This window comes from Mesorhizobium sp. L2C084A000 (assembly GCF_000502875.1).
GTDB lineage: Bacteria > Pseudomonadota > Alphaproteobacteria > Rhizobiales > Rhizobiaceae > Mesorhizobium.
In genome coordinates this window covers 415022-435352 of record NZ_AYWX01000003.1, presented here as the reverse complement: position 1 = coordinate 435352, position 20331 = coordinate 415022, and the positions used below count along the sequence as shown (strand labels likewise).

Genomic DNA, 20331 nt, shown 5'->3' with positions numbered 1-20331 from the left:
CGCCCCCGCGTTGCCCGGCAGACATAGAACATGGCGGCTGGAATGAAAAGACCGGGCGGTGGACGCCTCAGGAGGCGCGCAGTCCGGAGGCGGCCTTTGTGACCCAAGCGTAGCCAGCCGCTGGGGCCGACGACCGGTTGAAGGCGATCAGCGGCCGAAATCATCGGAACTGAGGCGGGTCCAGCGGTCGCCCACCAATCCACCGATAAAAATGTCGCCGGAGCGGACCGCTTCCGTGACCTCGGCGATGCGCGAGCGGACCATCGTTCCCCCGGCATAGCGGAAGAAGACATTCTTGTAGCCAAAGAGTTGAGGTATGAATCTGGTCTGCGTCTGTCCGGTGATGCCCACGCAGCCCATCTCCCATGCGGCGGCGACAAGCGCATCCAGAGTCGCGCCCCAGTGCGGTGCGGATGCCTGGATCTGCAACAGGTTCGCCATGCCGCCGGCCTGACCATAGAAGGCATGACAACCGAGCATTTTGCCCGTTTCGTCGTAGATCCCACCGAAATGAAGGGGGCCGTCGGCCCGCTTCTCGGCCGCCAGCGCAAGCAGCCGTGGCAGTTCCCCATCCTTCCAACTCGGCCGAAGAGCGTAACCAGACAGGAGAGTCGGCAGCTTCTCGGCAAATTGCACGGCATCGATCGGCTCACGGTGGGTGCGATGTGACGATGAATGGAGGACGGGGGGCTCGAACCTTTTCTTCGCGAGAGCATCGAATGCTCTCGCGCATGGATCGAGTACAAGGCGAGGCAGGCCAGGCCATTTACGGTGCAGTGCGGAGGCGGCCATCGCCGCCGGCCGGAAAACATATGTCCATCCCAGACAATGCACCGGAAGGAGTTGGTACTTCATCGGGCGCGCGAAGGCCAAGGATGTCCGGTTGGCCGAATCGGTCAGTTGCAGATCGAATTCGCCTTGATGCAAGGCACGCAGCAATTGGGGTCCGGCCGAGCCGTCATCGGTGCCGGGGTCGGCCATGAGCGGCCCGATGATCGCCGCATTCAATGCCGCTCCATTGAGCTCGTAGCGGGCTTTCAGAACGCCGAGGAACCCACCCAGACGACCGTGCCGATTGATCTGGACAAGAGCGTTGCTTTCCCCGGACTGGCCGGCAGGGTCGAGATAAATCTCTCTCATATACGCGGCCGTCTCGGCGATCGCGCGATCGAGGAGGTGGCGGCGGCGGCGGCGAAACTTCGTCAGGAAGAGTGCGGCGACGCGCTCGAGATCTTCGGCAGCCAGCGGACGAACCGAGCCATGCTGAGATTCCAGCACTGACGGCGCAGCCAACTTTTCCTCGGCATTCGCAGAAAGATGCATCGTGAAGAACGTCCGTAGGTTGCTCTCCATCGGATATATATCAACCAATGGTAGAAACAACGTATCTCGGTCGGTATGATGAACAGAGGTCTCAAGACTTACTATCCGGACAGGACTTCACAGGCAAATCAAGTCGGCCAGCATCACGGCGCTGATCGGCGGGTTGGCCGCGGCCCTGCGATCGCATGCCCTGGTCCAGCCCGCTGGGCTGACCGTGCCGGACAGAAGCGGCCTCCGGCCGAAGCTGCAGGCCGCCTCAATTCAGCTCACAAGTCCCTTGGTCAGTTCCAACGCCTGGCGTTCGAACAGGCGACGGTAGATGCCGCCTTTCAGCCGGATCAGTTCGTCATGCGAGCCTTCCTCGACGATGTTGCCGCGATCGAAGACCAGCAGCCGGTCCAGCGCCCGCACCGTCGAAAGCCGGTGCGCGATGACCAGCGTCGTGCGGCCGACCATCAGCCGCTCCATCGCCTGCTGAATCAGAACCTCCGATTCCGAATCGAGGCTCGATGTCGCCTCGTCGAGGATCAGGATGCGAGCATCGGCAAGAAAGGCGCGCGCGATCGCCACGCGCTGACGCTCGCCGCCCGACAGTTTCACGCCGCGCTCGCCGACCAGCGTGCCGTAGCCCTTCGGCAGGTTGGTGATGAAGTCATGCGCACTCGCCAGCTTCGCGGCATGCTCGATCTCCTCCTGCGTCGCACTCGGCCTGGCATAGGCGATGTTTTCGGCCAGCGACCGGTGGAACAGGATCGGCTCCTGCTGAACGATGGCGATCTGCCCGCGCAACGAGGCTTGCGCCACCTGCGAGATGTCCTGGCCGTCGACCAGGATTTGCCCCGCATTCACGTCATAGAGCCGCTGGATAAGCTTGACGAAGGTGGTCTTGCCCGACCCCGAATGGCCGACCAGCCCGACGCGCTCACCCGGCGCGATATCGACCGAAAAGTCGCGGTAAAGCGCCGATCGGTGATGGCCATAGTGAAAGGTGACGTTGTCAAAGCTGATCCGTCCTTCGGTGATCCGGATCGGCTCGGCACCTGGCCGGTCCTCGATGCCGAGCGGTTCGGACTGGAAATCGACCAGCTCTTCCATATCGTTGATGGAGCGCTGCAGATTGCGGATATGCGTGCCGATATCCCTGAGATAGCCCTGCAGCACGAAAAGCGAGGTCAGCACGAAGGCAACGTCGCCGGCGCTCGCCTGCCCCCACGACCACAGCATCAGCGCCAGGCCGATCACCGCGGCGCGCATGACCAGCAGCAGCACCCCTTGCGTGGTGCCGTTGATGGTACCGCGCACCCAGGTGCGCCGTGTGCGCGCACGCCATTTGGCGACGACCTTGGCCAGTCGGCGTTCTTCGCGCTCCTCGGCGCCAAAGCCCTTGACGACGGCGTTGCAGCTGACCGCGTCGGCCAGCGAGCCGCCGAGGCGGGTATCCCAGGTGTTGGCGAGCCTTGCCGCCGGCGCGACATAGCCAAGCGACAGCAGCGCCGTCACCGTGATGAACAGCACCGAACCGGCAGCAACGACCGCACCCATCAACGGCCAGAACCAGCCGAGCAGCAACGTCGAGCCGACCAGCATGACGACCGACGGCAGCAGCGCGATGAGGATGGTGTCGTTGAGCAGGTCGAGCGCCCACATGCCGCGCGTCACCTTGCGAACGGTCGAACCGGCAAAGCTGTTGGCATGCCAGTCGGTGGAAAAGCGCTGGACGCGATGGAAAGCATCGGCGGCGATGTCGGCCATCATCTTCAACGTCAACTCGACGATCCCCATGAACGCAAGATTGCGCAAGACGACGCCGGCCAGCGCCAACGCCATCAGCATCGAGAACGCCGTCATCGCGGCATTCCAGGCAATCGCGTCGGCGCCGGCGCTGCTGGCGACGGCGTCGACCAGCCGGCCGGAGTAGAGCGGCGTCAGCACATCGGCCAGCGTCGACAGCAGGAAGCTGCCCATGATGAGCGAGAGCCGCCAGGGCTGGCGCCGCCAATGGGTGAGCGTGAAGCCAAGAACGCTGCGAAAGGCGCTCGCGCGCAAATCGATCTTAAAACGAGCCATGATGTCATTCGGGCACAAACGAGCCCGATCCCAGTAGGTCGAAAATTGAAGAAGCCGCGCAAGGGGCCAATGAGTGCCCGGAAAGCGGAGTGGCATATTTGGCGTCTCGCCCATAATCGGGCGGCGACCGGCATCGGCATAAGCCTGTGCTCGATCCGGCATCAGCACGAAGGGCAAACCTTCGCTGAGCGCCGGATGAGACCTAGGCTTCGCGGCCTCGCATTACCATGTGAAATACTGCCATTCGGACCTCCCGCAAGACAATTGCGGAGGGGTCCTTATAGAGACGCTCCGATGCATCGCCAAGACGGGCTGACGCCAAAAGCGTATCTGGTCCAACCACTGCGATTATTTTGCAACAATGGCGGGCAAGCCGCGCCTCATTCAGAAACGCGATCGAAGCGCATGTAGCGGCCATCGGTTGATGGCTTGAACCCGAGCTTTTCATACATGCCATGGGCATCGCTGGTCGACAGGCTCCAATGGAAAACGGTCCTGACCTCCGGATGGTCGATCAGGGCCTGGACGAGCCGGCTGCCTATGCCCTGCCCGCGGTTCTCCGGCCAGACGATGATATCGGCGAGATAGGCGAATACCGTGCGGTCGGTGATCGCGCGGCCGAAGCCGACTTGCTTGCCATCGACATAGGCACCGACGCACAGTGAATTGGCAAAGGCGCGGCGATGGACTTCGTCAGTGCGTCCGGCGCCCCAATAGCTTGCCATCAACAGGTCCGATGTCGCACGGAAATCGATCCGTGACATGTCGAAGCTGATTTCACAATCGGGCATAGCTGTCTCCGGCCGCACCGCCGCGCGCTTTCGGTACTTAGCTGCGATCCCTGAAACGATTGGTGATGGGATAGCGGCGGTCGCGGCCAAAATTCTTTTTGGTGATCTTCACGCCCGGCGCCGCCTGCCGTCGCTTGTATTCTGCGATGTAGAGCAGGTGCTCGATGCGCGTCGCTGTCGCCCGGTCATGGCCGCGCGCGACGATATCGTCGACACCCATCTCGTTCTCAACCAGGCATTCGAGAATATCGTCCAGCACCGGATAGGGCGGCAGCGAATCCTGGTCGGTCTGGTTCTCGCGCAATTCCGCCGATGGCGCCTTGTCGATGATGTTTTTCGGGATCACCTCGCCCGAGGGGCCAAGCGCGCCCGGCGGCACGTGGCTGTTGCGCCAGCGCGACAGCGCGTAGACCTGCATCTTGTAGAGATCCTTGATCGGATTGAAGCCGCCATTCATGTCGCCATAGAGCGTAGCGTAGCCGACCGACATCTCGCTCTTGTTGCCGGTGGTGACGACCATCGAGCCGAACTTGTTGGAGATCGCCATCAGGATGGTGCCGCGCGCGCGGCTCTGCAGATTCTCTTCGGTGATGCCTTCCTTAGTGCCTTCGAACATCTGCGTCAGCGCGTGCAGAAACCCTTCGACCGGCTCGAAGATCGGCACGATGTCGTAGCGGCAGCCGAGCGCCCGGGCGCAATCCTCGGCATCTTTCAGCGAGTCCTTCGAGGTGTAGCGGTAGGGCATCATCACCGCGCGCAGGCGTTCCTCGCCGAGCGCATCGACGGCGAGCGCCGCGCAGATCGCCGAATCGATGCCGCCGGACAGACCAAGCACCACATTCTTGAAGCCGTTCTTGTTGACGTAGTCCCGCAGGCCTAGCATGCAGGCGCGATAGTCGGCCTCCTCCCGGTCCGGAATTTTCGACATCGGCCCTTCGGAACAGACCCAGTGATCGCCCTGGCGTTTCCATGTAGTGACGTCGACCGCTTCCTCGAACTGGCTCATCTGGAAGGCAAGCGTCTTGTCGGCGCCAATGGCAAACGAGGCGCCGTCGAAGATCAGCTCGTCCTGGCCGCCAAGCTGGTTGGCATAGATCATCGGCAGCCCGCATTCGATGACCTGGCGGATGACGACCTGGTGGCGGACATCGATCTTGGCGCGGTAGTAGGGCGAGCCGTTCGGCACCAGCAGGATTTCCGCCCCGCTTTCGGCCAGCGACTCGCAGATATCGACATCGCCCCAGATGTCCTCGCAGATCGGAACTCCGATGCGCACGCCGCGGAAATTGACCGGCCCCTGGATCTCGGGTCCGGCCTGGAAGACGCGCTTCTCGTCGAACTCGCCGTAGTTAGGCAGATCGAGCTTGTAACGTTCCGCGATGATCTTGCCGCCATCGGCGAAGACGATCGAATTGTGCGTGCCGCTCTTGCGCTTCAACGGCGTGCCGATGATGACGCCGGGACCTCCGTCCGCGGTGTCGGCGGCAAAATCCTGTGCCGCCTTTTCGCAGGCTTTCAAAAAGGCCGGCTTCAGCACCAGATCCTCCGGCGGGTAGCCGGCGAGGAAAAGCTCGGTATAGAGCACGAGATCGGCGCCTTGACGCGCGGCATCCGCCCTCGCCTCGCGGGCTTTGGCGAGATTGCCTGATATATCGCCGACAGTCGGATTGAGCTGGGCGACGGCGATGCGCAGGATGTCGAGCTTCTTGGTCATGCCTGCTGACTTAGCGCGGCAAAATTGCCCGGGCAATGGCGTTCGTTTGGACCAATTCGGACCGATTGACATACGTCAATCGTGTACGGACCGATCAACGTACTTCAATCGTGGCGATACGACCAGGTATCAGTCGTCGCCCATATATTCGCGCAGCGCTTGCGGCGAATGGTTCTCGCCGATCGACATCGCCAGGATGCGTGAAATATGCCGGCGCGGCAGATGCGTCTCCGCTGCCCATTGGTTGATTTGCCTCTGGATCTTGTCCAGGTCCTTCTTCGAAGTCGGGCTTTCGGCGATGTCTAGGCCGGCGTCGCGCAACGCCGCGGCCATATCGCCCGAGATGACGAACGCATCCCAACCCAGCCAGCGCAGGAAATACTGGCCCGTATTGCCGCCCAGCCGGCTGCCATGCTTGCCGAGCCAGGCCATCAGCCCGACCTGGTCGTCAGCCGGCCAGTTGGCGAGGAATTGGCCGAAACCGCCATATTCCTTCGACACGCGCTCGACGAAGGCAGCGTTGTCGCGCACGGATCTGATCTTCTGCGGGTTGCGCACGATGCGCTGGTCGGCCGTCAGATCGTGCCAGAAATCATCGGGCTGGAACAACAGCCGCTTCGGCTCGAAGCGCAGGAACGCCTCTTCGAAGCCTGGCCATTTCTGCTCGATGACCCGCCAGACGAAACCAGCGGCGAAGACGCGTTCGGCCATAACAGAGAGAATGCGGTCATCGGCGATGTCAGCCACGGCGGCATTGTCAGGCGCCGGACCCAGCAGCGACGTCAGTTCCTCTTCGCCGCCCTTGCGTTTTGCGGCGCGTGCGCGAATTTTCTTGAAATCGGCCATTGGTCCCTCGGCAACTGGAATCAATCTAACACTTCCCGTGTGAGCCGGCAGCCTCTACCTCTTACGGCAAGCCAAAGACCCTGGAGATGGCCATGAACAAGACGATCGACGACCTGGCGAACCGCTGGCTCAAGCGGCGGCCGGACGGCCTCAGCCAGCTCGAAAGCCGGGTGCTGCAATCGACGCTCGAACGGACCACCATCTCGCGCGACACCAACAAGGCCGTCGCCTTCCACCAGACCTTCGGCGACCGGCTCGCCGACACGATCGCCCGCATCGGTGGGTCATGGTCCTTCATCCTGACCTTCATCGCCTTTCTGATCCTGTGGACATCAGGCAATGTCTGGCTGCTGTCGCGTGACGCCTTCGATCCCTACCCGTTCATCTTCCTCAATCTCGTTCTGTCGATGGTCGCCGCCTTGCAGGCGCCGGTGATCATGATGGCGCAGAACCGCCAGACCGAACGCGACCGCATCGACGCCGCCCACGATTACGAGGTCAACCTGAAAGCCGAGATCGAGATCATGGCGCTGCATGAAAAGCTGGATGAACTGCGCCACGGCCAGATTCTCGGTATGCGCGACGAGATCGTGCAGCTGACCGAAATGGTCAAGCGGATCGACGAAAGGCTGTCTTCGCAGCAGTCGGCTTCATGACCGACGCAATCCATCATTTCATCGAACAATACGGGCTGCTCGCGGTCTTTATCGGTTGCGTCGCGGAGGGCGAAAGTGCCGCCATCCTTGGCGGCTTCTTCGCCCACCAGCAGGTCTTCGTCCTGTGGCACGCGGTTCTTGCGGCCGCGCTCGGCGCCTTCGTCGGCGATACTTTCTTCTTCATCCTCGGACGAAGCTTCGCCGACCATCCCTATGTCGTCAGATTGCGCAAACGGCCCGGCTTCCGCCGCGCCTTTCGGCTGCTCAACACCCATCCCGACATTTTCGTGCTGTCCAACCGCTATATCTACGGCATGCGCCTCGTCGGCGGCATTGCAGCCGGGCTTTCCAACATTGCCGCGCCGCGCTTCGTCATCCTCAACGCGCTTTCATCGGCGGTCTGGGCGGTACTGTTCGGCACGATCGGTTATGTCTTTGGACTGGGAGCCGAGCACGTCATCGGCCAGGCGTTGATGCATCACGAACGGTTGCTGATCGGGCTTGGCATCGGCCTGACCGTGGCCGTTCTGGCATGGCTCGTCGCCCGTCACATCGCCAGGAAGGAACGCGCCAGGGAGGGCTGATCGTCAATCCACGCCGAGCGCCTGATCCCCCCGATCGAGGATAAGCGGGATGATCAGGTCTTCCTCGTCGGCAAGATGCCTTGTCAGCATGGCGATCAGCCGGCTGTTTTCGTCGGCATAGGCGTCGGCGGCGAAGCGCTGTCTGTCTTCGCTCTCCTGAAGCGTCTTGATGAACGCGTTGGCCGCCTCGGCATTGCGCTCCAGCCCTTCATGAATGGTGTGATGGTCGGCATCGAGAATCTCGAAGCCGCGCTTCAAACGGGGCTCGGCCTTGGCGAGGACCGGAAAATATTGATAATCCTCGACATTGTGGTGACCGTCGAGATGCCCAAGAAAATGATCGAGGCGCGGCGCGAACCAGCGCGCGAAATCAGGCGCCGTCAGCCGTCCCTCACGGTAGTCCCCAATACCGTTGGCCAGCATGCCGCCAAGTTCGCGGAACATGTCGTGCCGCTGCAGCCACATGTTTGCCATGCCGTGGATGTTGGCGTGGCCCTGCCATGTCTCGCGCGGATATTTTTCCGCCAGCCAGCGCAGGTCTTCCGGCAGGCCGGCTCTTTCAAGCAGCAGAAAATTGGCTTCCACGACGTCAGTCTCCTTTGGTGACTAACATATGGGAGCGTTCAGATCAGATCGGTAGTCCCGTGATGCGCTCGATGAGGGCGATTCCCCAGACGCCGGCGACGATAATAACCGAAATCAGCACCGCCAGCGAGCCGCAGTCCTTGGCGAGCTGGATGTCGACGTTGAACTCGCGACTGAAGGCATCGCAGGCTGCCTCGATGCCGGTGTTGAGCACTTCGACCATGATGAGCAGCAGCACCGCGCCGATCAACAGCGCGTAGCCGCGCCACGAGACCGAGACNAGATCGTCTGGCAGGCCAGCACGCTCAAGAAGCAGAAAGCTCGTGGCTTCGGACATGACAGTCTCCTTTGGTGACTGGCATGTAGGCATCGAAAGGCTAGATCGGTAGTCCCGTAATCCGCTCGATAATGGCGATACCCCAGACGCCGGCGACGATGAGCACCGAAATCAGCACCGCCAGCGAACCGCAATCCTTGGCCAACTGGATATCGACATTGAACTCGCGGCTGAAAGCGTCGCATGCCGCCTCGATGCCGGTGTTCAGCACTTCGACCATGATCAAGAGCAGCACGGCGCCGATCAGCAAAGCATAACCGCGCCACGAGATCGAAACGAACCAGCCGAGCGGCAAGGCAAGCGCCAGCAGCATCAGCTCCTGCTGGAAAGCCTTCTCGCTGGTGGCCAGCTTGCGAAACGCCCGCACCGAATTGAAATAAGCATCGATCAGCCGCTGCATGCCAAACCCCTTTGCGAATCACCGGCACGGGATAATGCAATGGCTGGCCAGATCAATGGAATAAGGTGACTTGTCCAAGATTCATTCAGCAACCGGTATGGACGGTGTCGACTTTTCAAACTGCGGCAGCCCGTCGTCGATCGAATAGTAGTCACCCTTGTCACCGACGAAGATATGGCATTCCCCCTCAAGACCTGTCGGCTTGTCGAACGATCCCGCCATGACTGAAACGTAGTCCTGGTCTCGCGGCTTCCAGAACAGCACCGATCCGCATGCCTTGCAGAACCCACGCCTGGCGAAGGTAGAGGCTTCGTACCAGGTGATACTTTCCGTGCCCTCGATCACAATGTCGGCGTTGGCAACATTGGTCGCGGCATAGAAATGTCCGCTCTGCTTGCGGCATTGCGAGCAATGACAATAGACGACGCCACGCAGCGCTCCGTGCGTTTTGAAGCGAACCGCTCCGCACAGACACGATCCCGTGTGATTGTCGCTCATTTCGACCTCCTCGAGGAAAACTCTGCCTCAGCATCGTCGTCAGGATTCCAGCTTTGCGACGACCACACGCAAGCAAATGCGACATGTACTGGCGTGGTGAATCCGAAATTCGGTTTCATTTTCAAGAGCGCGATGCGCGAATTTCGGATTCAAAGCCACCAAACTGGCGTCGTTTTCGATTATTGGGTGCGCAAATTTAAGCTTTTACAGCCGCAGGTAGAGAAAAACTGTGGAATCTCGGCAAATTAAGGAAACTTTAGCGCTGGCGCATTTATGGTCATGGCAAGCGAAGGTCGTGGGTGGGGACGCATCCCTTTGCAAGTTGTTCTGGAGTCGGTCGCATTCCCCAGGTCGGCGACAAAGGGAACCCGCGAATTCTACAGCGGAATCCGAGGGGAAGAATCAAAAATGCAGCCGGCAGCTCTTCCGACCGAACGAAGCACCGACATCGCGGCCAGTGTCGTTGCCACAATGCGCCAGCTGGGCGTGCTCAGCCTGCCGCGCAACTACGAGATTTTCTACGAGGCGCTGAGCGGCACCAATCGCGAACTCAGCCTCGCCGTCGTTTCGCTGAGCAGCCGGCCGACACAAGATGAACTGGACCAGATCGGGCGCACTTTCTTTGCCCACAACCATGGTCCGGGCATCGTCGAGCATGCCAGAGACGTCATCGCCAGGGAGCTCGAGGAGGTTGCTTCGTTGCTGCGGAGCGAGCGCAGCCACATCGAGAAATACGGCAGGATCCTCGATGAGACATCGAGCGGCCTCAGCGGCCGCAGCCTTCTCTCTCAGGATCTCCTGCAGAAGATCGCCAACGCCATGGCGGTTGCCACCAATTCGACGATCGATCACGGCCGGCAGGTGGCCTCGACGCTCAGCGACAAGACGGCCGAACTCGAGAGCGTCAAGTCGAAGCTTGAGGAGTATAAGCGGCTGGCCGACACCGATCCGTTGACCCATATCTGGAATCGGCGCGCCTTCGACAAGGAGATCACCAGGATCTACAACAGCAACAGGGGTATCCTGTTCAACGCCCTGGTTCTTGTCGACATCGACCGCTTCAAGGATATCAACGACCGCTATGGCCACCCGGTCGGCGACAAGATCATCCAGAGCATCGCCGATATTTTCCAGACCAGCATTCGCGGCGACATGTTCGTCGCCCGCACCGGCGGCGAGGAGTTCGCGCTGATCATCGAGGGCGCCAGCGAGGACGCCACCTATGACGTCGCGGAGCGTATTCGTGCCCTGATCGCGCAGACGCCGTTCACCAGCAGCCAGACCGGTACGAATTACGGCACCGTTACCGTCTCGATGGGTATCTGCATGGCGTCCGAAGCCGAAGGACCCGAAGATCTCTACACCAAGGCCGACCGGGCGCTCTATCGCTCGAAGGTCAGCGGCCGCAACCGCGTCACCAGGCACTCGACGATGGCAGGCCCCCGGGCCGGCAAGAGCTGGCTGCTCTACAAGAAGGACTGACAGTCCCTGCCCGCTGGTGCCGGGAACACTGGACTAGCGCAGACATAAAAGGCGCCCGATTTCTCGGACGCCCTTTCGTGGATCTTATTCGGACTGCGCGAAAATCAGCCGTTGGCAACCTGCTTGTGCTGCACCGGGTGGCTCTTCTTCAACAGATCCGAGACCAGGAACGCCAGTTCGATCGCCTGGTCGGCGTTAAGACGCGGATCGCAATGGGTGTGGTAGCGGTCCTGCAACTCCTCGGCGGTGATGGCGCGCGCGCCACCGGTGCATTCGGTGACGTTCTTGCCGGTCATCTCGACATGGATGCCGCCCGGATGCGTGCCTTCGGCGCGGTGCACCTCGAAGAAGGTCTGCACCTCCTTCAGAATGCGGTCGAACGGCCGCGTCTTGTAGCCGGCGGCCTCGATCGTGTTGCCGTGCATCGGATCCGACGACCACACCACGGAGCGGCCTTCCTTCTGCACCGCGCGCACCAGCTTCGGCAGATGGTCGGCGACCTTGTCGGAACCGAAGCGGGCGATCAGCGTCAGCCGGCCGGGCTCGTTCTCGGGATTGAGCAGGTCGATCAGCTCCAGCAAGCCGTCCGGCGTCAGCGACGGACCGCATTTCAGGCCGAGCGGGTTCTTGATGCCACGGCAATATTCGACATGCGCATGGTCGGGCTGGCGGGTGCGGTCTCCGATCCAGATCATGTGACCCGAGGTGGCGTACCAGTCGCCGGAGGTCGAATCGACACGCGTCAGTGCCTCCTCATAGCCGAGCAGCAGCGCCTCGTGGCTGGTGTAGAAATCGGTCTCGCGCAGCGCGTAGTTGGTTTCCGAGGTGATGCCGACGGCCTTCATGAAGTCCATCGTCTCGGTGATGCGGTTGGCAAGAGACTCGTATTTCTCGCCCTGCGGACTGTCGGACACGAAGCCGAGCATCCAGCGGTGCACATTCTCCAGGCTGGCATAGCCGCCTTGCGCGAAGGCGCGCAAAAGGTTGAGCGTCGCCGCCGACTGGCGATACGCCATCTCCTGGCGAGCGGGGTCCGGAATGCGCGACTTGGGGTCGAATTCGATGCCGTTGATGATATCGCCGCGATAGCTGGGCAGCGTCACCTCACCCTTGGTCTCGTTGTCGGACGATCGCGGCTTGGCAAACTGGCCGGCAACGCGGCCGACCTTCACCACCGGCTGCGCGCCAGCGAAGGTGAGCACCACCGACATCTGCAGGAAGACGCGGAAGAAGTCGCGGATGTTGTCCGCGCCATGCTCGGCGAAGCTCTCGGCGCAATCGCCGCCCTGCAGGAGGAATGCGTCACCGGCGGCGACAGAAGCGAGCTGCTTCTTCAGCTTGCGCGCCTCACCGGCAAAAACCAGCGGCGGAAAGGTTGCGAGCTGGGCCTCCGTGTTCTTCAGCGCGGCAAGGTCCGGATAGGCAGGAACCTGCTTGATCGGCTTTGCTCTCCACGAATTCGGCGACCATTTCGTCATCGCTGCACCAACACTCTTTCCGGCGAGCACCCTCGCCCCCACTCCAGCCCCTATATGGGATGGCGGCTCCATACACGAAGCCGTTTTCGTATTCTAGACCGGAATTCAAGCGCTGGCGAATGGTCCGGGGCGGGCTATGCCGCCTTCTCCACCAGCCGCGCCAACTGCGTCATGACCACCGCCGAGCCCGCCAATCGCTTCTCGGGGGTTGGCCAATCGCGCACGAAGACGACGCTGTGGTCCGGCCGGATCTTGGCCAGCGAGCCCTGCTCGCCGATGAACCGGACGAGCCCGACCGGGTTGGAGAATTCGCGCTTGCGGAAATGGATGACGACGCCCTTCGGCCCGGCGTCGAGCTTCTCGACATTGGCCTTGCGACAAAGCGCCTTGATGAAGACGATCTTGAGCAGATGCTTGACCTCTTCCGGCAGCGGGCCGAAGCGGTCGATCAGCTCGGCGCCGAAAGCGTCGATTTCCTCGGTGTTCTCGAGATCGCCGAGACGGCGATAAAGCGCCAGCCTGAGCTGCAGGTCCGGAACATAGCTTTCCGGGATCATCACCGCCGTGCCGACGGCAATCTGCGGCGACCAGCCGCCATCCTGGACCTCGCCGGAATCCTTCACCTCGGCGACAGCCTCTTCCAGCATCTGCTGGTAGAGCTCGAAGCCGACCTCCTTGATGTGGCCGGACTGCTCTTCGCCCAGAAGATTGCCGGCGCCACGGATGTCGAGGTCGTGGCTGGCGAGCTGGAAGCCGGCGCCCAGCGTATCCAGCGATTGCAGCACCTTCAGCCGGCGCTCGGCGGTGTCGGTGAGCTTGCGGTTGGCCGGCAGCGTGAACAACGCATAGGCGCGCACCTTCGAGCGACCGACGCGACCGCGTAACTGGTAAAGCTGCGACAGGCCGAACATGTCGGCCCGATGGATGATCAGCGTGTTGGCGGTCGGGATGTCGAGACCGGATTCGACGATGGTCGTCGATAACAGCACGTCGTACTGGCCGTCATAGAAGGCATTCATGATGTCGTCGAGTTCGCCCGGCGGCATCTGGCCATGTGCCACCGCCACCTTCAACTCCGGCACGGATTCCTTTAGGAAATCATGGATTTCCGAGAGATCGCTGATGCGCGGCACCACATAGAAGGAATGGCCGCCACGATAGCGCTCGCGCAGCAGCGTCTCGCGGATGACCAGCGGATCGAAGGGCGAGATGAAGGTGCGCACCGCCATGCGGTCGACCGGCGGCGTGGCGATCAGCGACAGTTCGCGCACCCCGGTCAACGCCAGTTGCAGCGTGCGCGGGATCGGCGTCGCCGACAGCGTCAGCACGTGCACGTCGGTCTTCAAATCCTTCAGCCGCTCCTTGTGCTTGACGCCAAAATGCTGCTCTTCGTCGATGATCAGCAGGCCAAGGTTCTTGAACGAGATTGCGGAACCGAGCAGCGCATGCGTACCGATGACGATGTCGACCTGGCCCTCGGCGATACCTTTCTTGGTCTCGGCCAGTTCCTTGGCGCCGACTAGCCGCGACGCCTGGCCGACACGGATCGGCAGGCCGGAGAAACGCTGCGAAAAGGTCTTGAAATGCTGGCGCGACAACAATGTCGTCGGCACCACAACCGCCACCTGAAAGCCTTCCATCGCCGCGATGAAGGCGGCGCGCAGCGCCACTTCGGTCTTGCCGAAGCCGACATCGCCGCAAATCAGCCGGTCCATCGGCTTGCCGGCGCCAAGGTCGTCCCGTACCGAGTCGATCGCTGTCTGCTGGTCGTCGGTTTCCTCATAGGGGAACCGCGCGGCGAACTCGCCATAGAGGCCTTCTGCCGGCACCAGTGGCGGTGCGGAGCGCATCTGCCGCTCGGCGGCGATGCGGATCAATTGACCGGCCATGTCGAGCAGACGTTTCTTCAGCCGCGCCTTGCGCGATTGCCAGGCGCCGCCGCCAAGCTTGTCCAGCGTCGCCTCGGCCGTATCAGAACCGTAGCGCGACAGGAGTTCGATGTTTTCCACCGGCAGGAACAGCCGGTCGTCGCCGGCATAGTGGATTTCCAGGCAGTCATGCGGTGCGCCGACCGCTTCGATGGTGCGCAGGCCTATGAAGCGGCCAATGCCGTGGTCGGCGTGGACGACAATGTCGCCGGCCGACAGCGCCGAGGCCTCGGCAATGAAATCCGAGGGACGCTTCTTGCGTTTCGAGCGCCGGATCAGCCGGTCGCCCAAAATGTCCTGTTCGGCGACGACGACCAGTTTTTCGGTCTCGAAGCCGGATTCGAGCGGCAGCACGGCCAAGGCCGCCTGACCCGGTTCGAGCTTTTCGGCTTCCGCCAGCGTCGCCACCTGCTTGAGGTTGCCGAGATGGTGTTCGGCAAGGATCTGGCCAAGCCGGTCGAGCGAGCCTTCGGTCCAGCCGGCAATGACAATGCGGCGGCGCGCTGCGCGCTCGTCAGCGATGTGTTTGACGACGACATCGAACACGTTGGCGTTCGGATCGGCGCGTTCCTCGACAAAGCTGCGGCCAGGGCGCGAACCGGCATGAAAAACCTTTTTCGCGCCGGCGTCAGGCGCGTCAAACGGCGTGAAGTCGATCGCTTCACGCGGCCCTAGCGAGGCAATCAGGTTTTCCGGGGAGAGATAGAGCAGGTCCGGTGCGACCGGCTTGTAGGGCACGGCGTCCTTCAAGGCACCGTCCGCCTGCTTCTTGCGCGCCTCGTAATGGTCGAGGATCAGCGTGTGGCGCTCGGCCAGCGCCTCATGCGCCAGATGGTCGAAGATGACAGGCGTGTCAGGCAGATAGTCGAACACCGTCTCCAGCCGCTCATAGAAAAACGGCAGCCAGTGTTCCATGCCGGCAAACCGCCTGCCTTCGCTGACTGCTGCATAGAGCCCGTCATCGCGCTGTGGAGCGCCAAAGGCTTCGATATAGGAGCGGCGGAAACGGCTGATGGTTTCCGCCGTCAGCGCCACCTCGCTCATCGCCTGCAGCGCCATCGACTTGCGTTGACCGGTGGTGCGCTGCGTGGCGGCATCGAAGACACGGATCGATTCCAGCGTGTCGCCGAAGAAATCGAGCCTGAGCGCTTCGGTCCAGCCGGGGGCGAACAGGTCGAGAATGCCGCCCCGCACCGCGAATTCACCGATACCGCGCACGGTCGGCACGCGCTCGAAACCGGACGTTTCCAGTCGCGACACCAGTACGTTCATGTCGATCTGGTTGCCGGGCCTGGCGTGGAAGGTCTGTGCCTCGACGAGATCCGCCGGCGGAATGCGCTGCAGCAGCGCGTTGGCGGTGGTGAGGATGACGGCGCGGTGCGGCTTCTTCGCCAGCGCGATCATGGCGGTCAGTGCATCGAGGCGCTTGGCGGCCGCATCCGAGCCGGGCGAGACGCGGTCGTAGGGCAAGCAATCCCAGGCCGGCAGTTCCAGCACCGGCAGGCCGGGGGCCGCGAAAGACAGCGCCTCGATGATCGCCGGCAGGCGCTGACCGTCGCGTGCGACGAACAGAACCGGCTTGTCGGGCGCGATCTCGAGTGCCGCCTGCACCAGCGCAAAGGCTTCGTAGCCGTCGGCGACGCCGTCGACGATGAACTGGCCGGCGCGGCCTTTCGGCAGACCGATGGTGGGAATGAGGCTCATGAAATCACGTCGTTCAGACTGTCGTTGTTCAAAATGTCATGGACTGGCGGAAAGCCAGGATCTTTTGCAGGACGGCACAATCGATATCGGCCGGAACCGGGCGTTCGCCGGTGACCATGGGCAGGAATTCGGTATCGGGAATGTCGAGGAGCCTCTCATATTGGTCGATTTCGTCGCCGGTCAAGGCGCCGATCTCAGCGTCGGCGAAGGTGCCGAGGATAAGGTCCATCTCGCGCATGCCGCGATGCCAGGAGCGAAACAGAAGCTTGCGGCGGCGGACGTCGAGCCCCTCGCTTGATCTCGTCGTTCCGGTCATCGTGCCGCATCCTTGCTTGCTGCGGGCGCATATAGCGTGGATAGAAGGGGCTGTCAGCCTTGCAACGGCCCGGTTGGCGTCTAACATCTCGGTGTGACGAACATTCCTGACAGTATCGGCGCTAGCACCCCCCTCTGTCCTGCCGGACATCTCCCCCTCAAGGAGGGAGATCGTATGGCACGACTGCTTTCGCCAATTTCCAACTGCGCAAGGCGGGCGAGGTCAGAACTGCTAATCGCCCCCCTTGAGGGGGAGATGGCCGGCAGGCCAGAGGGGGGTGAGCGCAGACACCGCATGGTTTCTCTCAGATGAGACCTTCCATCCTCGATCCCTTGTTTGTCCCGATCACCTCGCTTGCCGGCGTCGGACCGAAAGTCGGCGCGCTGATCGAGAAAGTCGTCGCCGCCGATCTGGGTGATCGCGTCGCCCGCGCGGGCGACCTTCTGTTCGTGCTGCCGCACACCGTCATCGACCGGCGCAGCCGGCCGGGCATCGCAGGATCCGCGGAGGGCCAGATCGTGACGCTGGAGGTGCGCATCGACCGCCACCAGCCGCCGCCGCGCGGCAACAGGTCGGTGCCTTACCGGGTCTTCGCCCATGACGACACCGGCGAGATCGCGCTGACCTTCTTCCATGCTCACGCTTCCTATCTCGAAAAGGCGATGCCCGAGGGCGAGCATGTCGTGGTCTCCGGCCGCATGGAATGGTTCAACGGCCGCCCGAGCATGGTCCACCCCGACCACATCGCGCTCGCCAGCGAGGCGGAAAACCTGCCGCTGGTCGAACCGGTCTATCCCCTGACAGCCGGGCTCTCGGGCAAGGTGCTGCGCCGGGCGATCGGCCAGGCGCTGGCGCGTGTGCCCGAATTTCCCGAATGGCAGGACGGCGCTTTCATGCGCCGCCACACGTCTCCCTCCTTTGCCGGCGCGCTTGCCCGCATCCACAATCCGGCCGACCCGATCGATGTCTCCGTCGATGGCGCTGCCTGGCGGCGCCTCGCCTATGATGAGCTGCTGGCGGGCCAGGTCTCGCTGGCGCTGGTGCGGGCAAAAGTCCGCCGCCTGTCCGGCCGCCCTCTGGTCGGCGACGGCCGCATCGTCGAAAAACTGCGAGCCGCACTGCCCTATTCGCTGACACCGAGCCAGGAGTTCGCGCTGGCCGAAATCAATGCCGACCTCGCCGATCCCGAGCGCATGCTGCGGCTTCTGCAGGGCGATGTCGGCTCCGGCAAGACGGTCGTCGCGCTGTTGGCCATGGCGCGGGCTGTCGAGGCTGGCGGCCAGGCGGCCTTGATGGCACCGACCGAAATCCTGGCGCGCCAGCATCTGGCGACCATCACGCCGCTTGCCGCCAAGGTCGGGCTGCGCATCGCCATCCTCACGGGCCGCGAGAAGGGCCGCGAACGCGCTGATACGCTGGCCGGCCTGGCAAGCGGCGAGATCGACATCGTCGTCGGCACCCATGCGCTGTTCCAGGAGACGGTCATGTTCCACGACCTGGTCTTTGCCGTGATCGACGAGCAGCACCGTTTCGGCGTCCATCAACGGCTCGCCATCACCGCCAAGGGCGATGCGCCCGACATGCTGGTGATGACGGCCACTCCCATCCCGCGCACGCTGGTGCTGACCGCTTTCGGCGACATGGACGTGTCGAAACTGACGGAAAAACCGGCCGGCCGCCAGCCGATCCGTACCGTTACTCTGCCGCTGGAGCGGCTCGATGAACTGATCGGCCGCATGGTCGAGGCGGTGGCCGGCGGCCAGAAGATCTACTGGATCTGTCCGCTGGTCGAGGAATCCGAAGAAATCAAGCTGATGTCGGCCGAGGACCGCTTCGCCTCGCTGAAACCATTGTTCGGCGACCGTATCGGGCTCGTTCACGGCCGCATGAAAGGTGCCGACAAGGACGAGGCGATGCGCGCCTTCAAGCAGGGCGAGACACGCATCCTGATCGCCACCACGGTCATCGAGGTCGGCGTCGACGTACCGGACGCCACCGTCATGGTCATCGAGCACGCCGAGCGCTTCGGCCTCGCCCAATTGCATCAGTTGCGCGGCCGGGTCGGGCGTGGCGACAAGCCCTCCTCCTGCGTGCTGCTCTACAAGGACCCGCTCGGCGAGACCGCGAAACGCCGGCTGTCGGTGATGCGCGAGACCGAGGACGGGTTCCTGATCGCCGAGGAGGACCTGAAGCTGCGCGGCGAAGGCGAATTGCTTGGCACCCGCCAGTCCGGCACGCCGGGTTTCCAGGTGGCGCGCATCGAGGCGCATGCCGATCTTCTGGAGGCCGCCCGCGACGATGCCAGGCTGATCCTGTCGCGCGACCCGGAGCTGCAATCGCAGCGTGGCGAGGCGTTGCGCCTGCTGCTTTATTTGTTCGGCCGCGACGAGGCCGTGCGGCTCCTGCGCGCCGGCTGAGCCAGGGCGGCAACCGACGGGTTGGCGAGCATCCCCTCGATCGGCTCGCCATTCACGACAACCATTTGCTTGACCTCGGGCGCCACCAGCCCGGCCGAGACGATCAGCTTGGCGCCGTCCTCGATCGTCATGTCGAGCAGCACGATGTCCGACTTCGGCACATACATCAGGAATCCGGTGGTCGGGTTCGGCGTGCACGGCATGAACACGGCAATCAGCGGATCGCCTTCCTGGTCGAGCTTTTGGTTGATCTCGGTTTCCTTCTCGCTGGCGACGAACACCAGCGACCACACACCCTTGCGCGGATATTCGACCAGCCCGACCTGGCGGAACATGTCACCCTTGTTCGACAGCACGGTCTCGAAAATCTGCTTCAGCGAGCCATAGATGCCGCGCACCAGCGGCATGCGGCCAAGCAGGCGCTCGCCGAAATTGACGATGGCGCGGCCGACTATGTTGGCCGTCAGGAAGCCTATCAGCGTGATCAGGATCAACGCGACGATCAGCCCGAACCCCGGCACCGGAAACGACAAATAGGTGTCAGGGCTGTAGCGGGCCGGAATATAGGGTTTCACCCAGGAATCGACCCAGCCGATGAAAGACCATGCAATGTAGGCGGTGATCGCCAGCGGCGCGCAGACAATGAAGCCCGTGAGGAAATAGTTCCTCAGCCGGGTCACGCCGGAAGTCTTGGGAGCGTCGGACATGATTCACCGGAGGCGCGGGTTGCAGCGCAACATTAGTGAACCGGACGAAGCTTTGGAACTGCGAAGTTTTTAAAGAGCCGATTATGCCGCCGCTTCCAGCGAAGCAATCCAAACGGAAGCAGCATACGTTCGCGATTAGCCGAAACATCCCTCCCCTTCGTCATCCACGGGCGGAGCAAGGAGCGAAGCGACGCGGCGCAGACCCGAGGATCCATTCCGTGACGTCGGCCGAAGAACGCAACCCCTCAAGATGGTCGGCGAATCCTTCGTCGCTATACTTCGTTCATGACGGGCTATGTCTATTTAACTGCGAGCCGGAAACGCGGCACCATCTATATTGGCGTCACAAACGATCCGATGCGATCCAGCGCGAGAAGTCGCTGAAACGTTGGCCGCGTCAGTGGAAGATTGAATTGATCGAAAAGGTCAATCCGGAGTGGTTCGAGCTTTTCCGCGGGACTGGGTGGTAGCGCCAAGTTCTGCACCGCTTTGATCCGC

General features: G+C 62.4%; 17 protein-coding genes and 1 pseudogene. 5 read left to right on the top strand and 13 right to left on the bottom strand.

Going from position 1 to position 20331, the window contains the following annotated elements; genetic code table 11:
• Positions 1–147: 147 nt before the first annotated feature.
• The 5 genes from X735_RS154990 to X735_RS155010 all read right to left on the bottom strand — a co-directional run bounded on the left by X735_RS154990 (position 148) and on the right by X735_RS155010 (position 6741).
• Complete coding sequence (locus X735_RS154990) at positions 148–1353, bottom strand: hypothetical protein (protein ID WP_245273191.1); 1206 nt, start codon at positions 1351–1353, stop codon at positions 148–150.
• Positions 1354–1584: 231 nt separating this feature from the next.
• Positions 1585–3390, bottom strand: a complete 1806-nt coding sequence (locus X735_RS154995) for an ABC transporter ATP-binding protein (RefSeq protein ID WP_023810568.1) — start codon at positions 3388–3390, stop codon at positions 1585–1587.
• Between the two features lie 380 nt (positions 3391–3770).
• Positions 3771–4181, bottom strand: a complete 411-nt coding sequence (locus tag X735_RS155000) for a GNAT family N-acetyltransferase (RefSeq protein ID WP_023810567.1) — start codon at positions 4179–4181, stop codon at positions 3771–3773.
• A 37-nt stretch (positions 4182–4218) separates the two neighbouring features.
• Positions 4219–5895 carry an NAD+ synthase gene (locus X735_RS155005; RefSeq protein ID WP_023810566.1) on the bottom strand — a complete coding sequence of 559 codons (1677 nt, stop codon included), beginning with the start codon at positions 5893–5895 and terminating at the stop codon, positions 4219–4221.
• Between the two features lie 129 nt (positions 5896–6024).
• Positions 6025–6741, bottom strand: coding sequence for a DNA-3-methyladenine glycosylase I (locus X735_RS155010; RefSeq protein WP_023810565.1), 717 nt, complete (start codon positions 6739–6741; stop codon positions 6025–6027).
• A 92-nt stretch (positions 6742–6833) separates the two neighbouring features.
• Here X735_RS155010 and X735_RS155015 point away from each other — a divergent pair, with 92 nt between their 5' ends.
• Both X735_RS155015 and X735_RS155020 read left to right on the top strand, forming a co-directional pair.
• A complete protein-coding gene (locus X735_RS155015) occupies positions 6834–7397 on the top strand; it encodes a DUF1003 domain-containing protein (protein WP_023810564.1) in 564 nt (187 codons plus the stop codon).
• A complete protein-coding gene (locus X735_RS155020) occupies positions 7394–7981 on the top strand; it encodes a DedA family protein (protein WP_023810563.1) in 588 nt (195 codons plus the stop codon). The genes X735_RS155015 and X735_RS155020 overlap by 4 nt, the downstream gene beginning before the upstream one ends.
• A 3-nt stretch (positions 7982–7984) precedes the next feature.
• Here X735_RS155020 and X735_RS155025 read toward each other — a convergent pair whose 3' ends face one another.
• The 4 genes from X735_RS155025 to X735_RS155040 all read right to left on the bottom strand — a co-directional run bounded on the left by X735_RS155025 (position 7985) and on the right by X735_RS155040 (position 9801).
• A complete protein-coding gene (locus tag X735_RS155025) occupies positions 7985–8566 on the bottom strand; it encodes a hemerythrin domain-containing protein (RefSeq protein ID WP_023810562.1) in 582 nt (193 codons plus the stop codon).
• Positions 8567–8609: 43 nt separating this feature from the next.
• The gene (locus tag X735_RS155030) at positions 8610–8903 is read right to left on the bottom strand and encodes a diacylglycerol kinase (protein WP_023810561.1); all 294 of its coding nucleotides are present in this window, start codon (positions 8901–8903) and stop codon (positions 8610–8612) included.
• 40 nt (positions 8904–8943) lie between these two features.
• The gene (locus tag X735_RS155035; RefSeq protein WP_023810560.1) at positions 8944–9303 is read right to left on the bottom strand and encodes a diacylglycerol kinase; all 360 of its coding nucleotides are present in this window, start codon (positions 9301–9303) and stop codon (positions 8944–8946) included.
• Between the two features lie 81 nt (positions 9304–9384).
• Positions 9385–9801, bottom strand: a complete 417-nt coding sequence (locus tag X735_RS155040) for a GFA family protein (protein ID WP_023810559.1) — start codon at positions 9799–9801, stop codon at positions 9385–9387.
• Positions 9802–10209: 408 nt separating this feature from the next.
• On the opposite strand from X735_RS155040, the gene X735_RS155045 reads away from it, so the two are divergent.
• Positions 10210–11283 (top strand): diguanylate cyclase, encoded by a 1074-nt coding sequence (locus X735_RS155045; RefSeq protein WP_023810558.1) that lies wholly within the window; start codon positions 10210–10212, stop codon positions 11281–11283.
• 104 nt (positions 11284–11387) lie between these two features.
• Here X735_RS155045 and X735_RS155050 read toward each other — a convergent pair whose 3' ends face one another.
• The 3 genes from X735_RS155050 to X735_RS155060 form a co-directional block, all read right to left on the bottom strand.
• The gene (locus X735_RS155050; RefSeq protein WP_013531905.1) at positions 11388–12761 is read right to left on the bottom strand and encodes a 3-deoxy-7-phosphoheptulonate synthase class II; all 1374 of its coding nucleotides are present in this window, start codon (positions 12759–12761) and stop codon (positions 11388–11390) included.
• Between the two features lie 134 nt (positions 12762–12895).
• Positions 12896–16393, bottom strand: a complete 3498-nt coding sequence (mfd, locus tag X735_RS155055) for a transcription-repair coupling factor (protein ID WP_023810557.1) — start codon at positions 16391–16393, stop codon at positions 12896–12898.
• A 28-nt stretch (positions 16394–16421) separates the two neighbouring features.
• A complete protein-coding gene (locus X735_RS155060; RefSeq protein WP_023810556.1) occupies positions 16422–16709 on the bottom strand; it encodes a succinate dehydrogenase assembly factor 2 in 288 nt (95 codons plus the stop codon).
• Between the two features lie 308 nt (positions 16710–17017).
• Here X735_RS155060 and recG point away from each other — a divergent pair, with 308 nt between their 5' ends.
• Positions 17018–19126 carry an ATP-dependent DNA helicase RecG gene (gene recG / locus X735_RS155065; RefSeq protein WP_023810555.1) on the top strand — a complete coding sequence of 703 codons (2109 nt, stop codon included), beginning with the start codon at positions 17018–17020 and terminating at the stop codon, positions 19124–19126.
• On the opposite strand, the gene X735_RS155070 is transcribed toward recG, so the two are convergent.
• Complete coding sequence (locus X735_RS155070; RefSeq protein WP_027036784.1) at positions 19078–19833, bottom strand: DUF502 domain-containing protein; 756 nt, start codon at positions 19831–19833, stop codon at positions 19078–19080. The genes recG and X735_RS155070 overlap by 49 nt on opposite strands.
• Before the next feature lie 285 nt (positions 19834–20118).
• Between X735_RS155070 and X735_RS1000000169750 the strand changes: the two are divergent.
• Positions 20119–20303: pseudogene (locus X735_RS1000000169750) on the top strand (hypothetical protein).
• Positions 20304–20331: the final 28 nt, after the last annotated feature.

What these genes read in the sequence shown, in the direction of transcription:
- X735_RS154990 (WP_245273191.1), bottom strand. Translation starts at nt 1,353, where the DNA reads ATGGAGAGCAACCTACGGACGTTCTTCACGATGCATCTTTCTGCGAAT.
- X735_RS154995 (WP_023810568.1), bottom strand. Translation starts at nt 3,390, where the DNA reads ATGGCTCGTTTTAAGATCGATTTGCGCGCGAGCGCCTTTCGCAGCGTT.
- X735_RS155000 (WP_023810567.1), bottom strand. Translation starts at nt 4,181, where the DNA reads ATGCCCGATTGTGAAATCAGCTTCGACATGTCACGGATCGATTTCCGT.
- X735_RS155005 (WP_023810566.1), bottom strand. Translation starts at nt 5,895, where the DNA reads ATGACCAAGAAGCTCGACATCCTGCGCATCGCCGTCGCCCAGCTCAAT.
- X735_RS155010 (WP_023810565.1), bottom strand. Translation starts at nt 6,741, where the DNA reads ATGGCCGATTTCAAGAAAATTCGCGCACGCGCCGCAAAACGCAAGGGC.
- X735_RS155015 (WP_023810564.1), top strand. Translation starts at nt 6,834, where the DNA reads ATGAACAAGACGATCGACGACCTGGCGAACCGCTGGCTCAAGCGGCGG.
- X735_RS155020 (WP_023810563.1), top strand. Translation starts at nt 7,394, where the DNA reads ATGACCGACGCAATCCATCATTTCATCGAACAATACGGGCTGCTCGCG.
- X735_RS155035 (WP_023810560.1), bottom strand. Translation starts at nt 9,303, where the DNA reads ATGCAGCGGCTGATCGATGCTTATTTCAATTCGGTGCGGGCGTTTCGC.
- X735_RS155040 (WP_023810559.1), bottom strand. Translation starts at nt 9,801, where the DNA reads ATGAGCGACAATCACACGGGATCGTGTCTGTGCGGAGCGGTTCGCTTC.
- X735_RS155045 (WP_023810558.1), top strand. Translation starts at nt 10,210, where the DNA reads ATGCAGCCGGCAGCTCTTCCGACCGAACGAAGCACCGACATCGCGGCC.
- X735_RS155050 (WP_013531905.1), bottom strand. Translation starts at nt 12,761, where the DNA reads ATGACGAAATGGTCGCCGAATTCGTGGAGAGCAAAGCCGATCAAGCAG.
- mfd (WP_023810557.1), bottom strand. Translation starts at nt 16,393, where the DNA reads ATGAGCCTCATTCCCACCATCGGTCTGCCGAAAGGCCGCGCCGGCCAG.
- X735_RS155060 (WP_023810556.1), bottom strand. Translation starts at nt 16,709, where the DNA reads ATGACCGGAACGACGAGATCAAGCGAGGGGCTCGACGTCCGCCGCCGC.
- recG (WP_023810555.1), top strand. Translation starts at nt 17,018, where the DNA reads ATGAGACCTTCCATCCTCGATCCCTTGTTTGTCCCGATCACCTCGCTT.
- X735_RS155070 (WP_027036784.1), bottom strand. Translation starts at nt 19,833, where the DNA reads ATGTCCGACGCTCCCAAGACTTCCGGCGTGACCCGGCTGAGGAACTAT.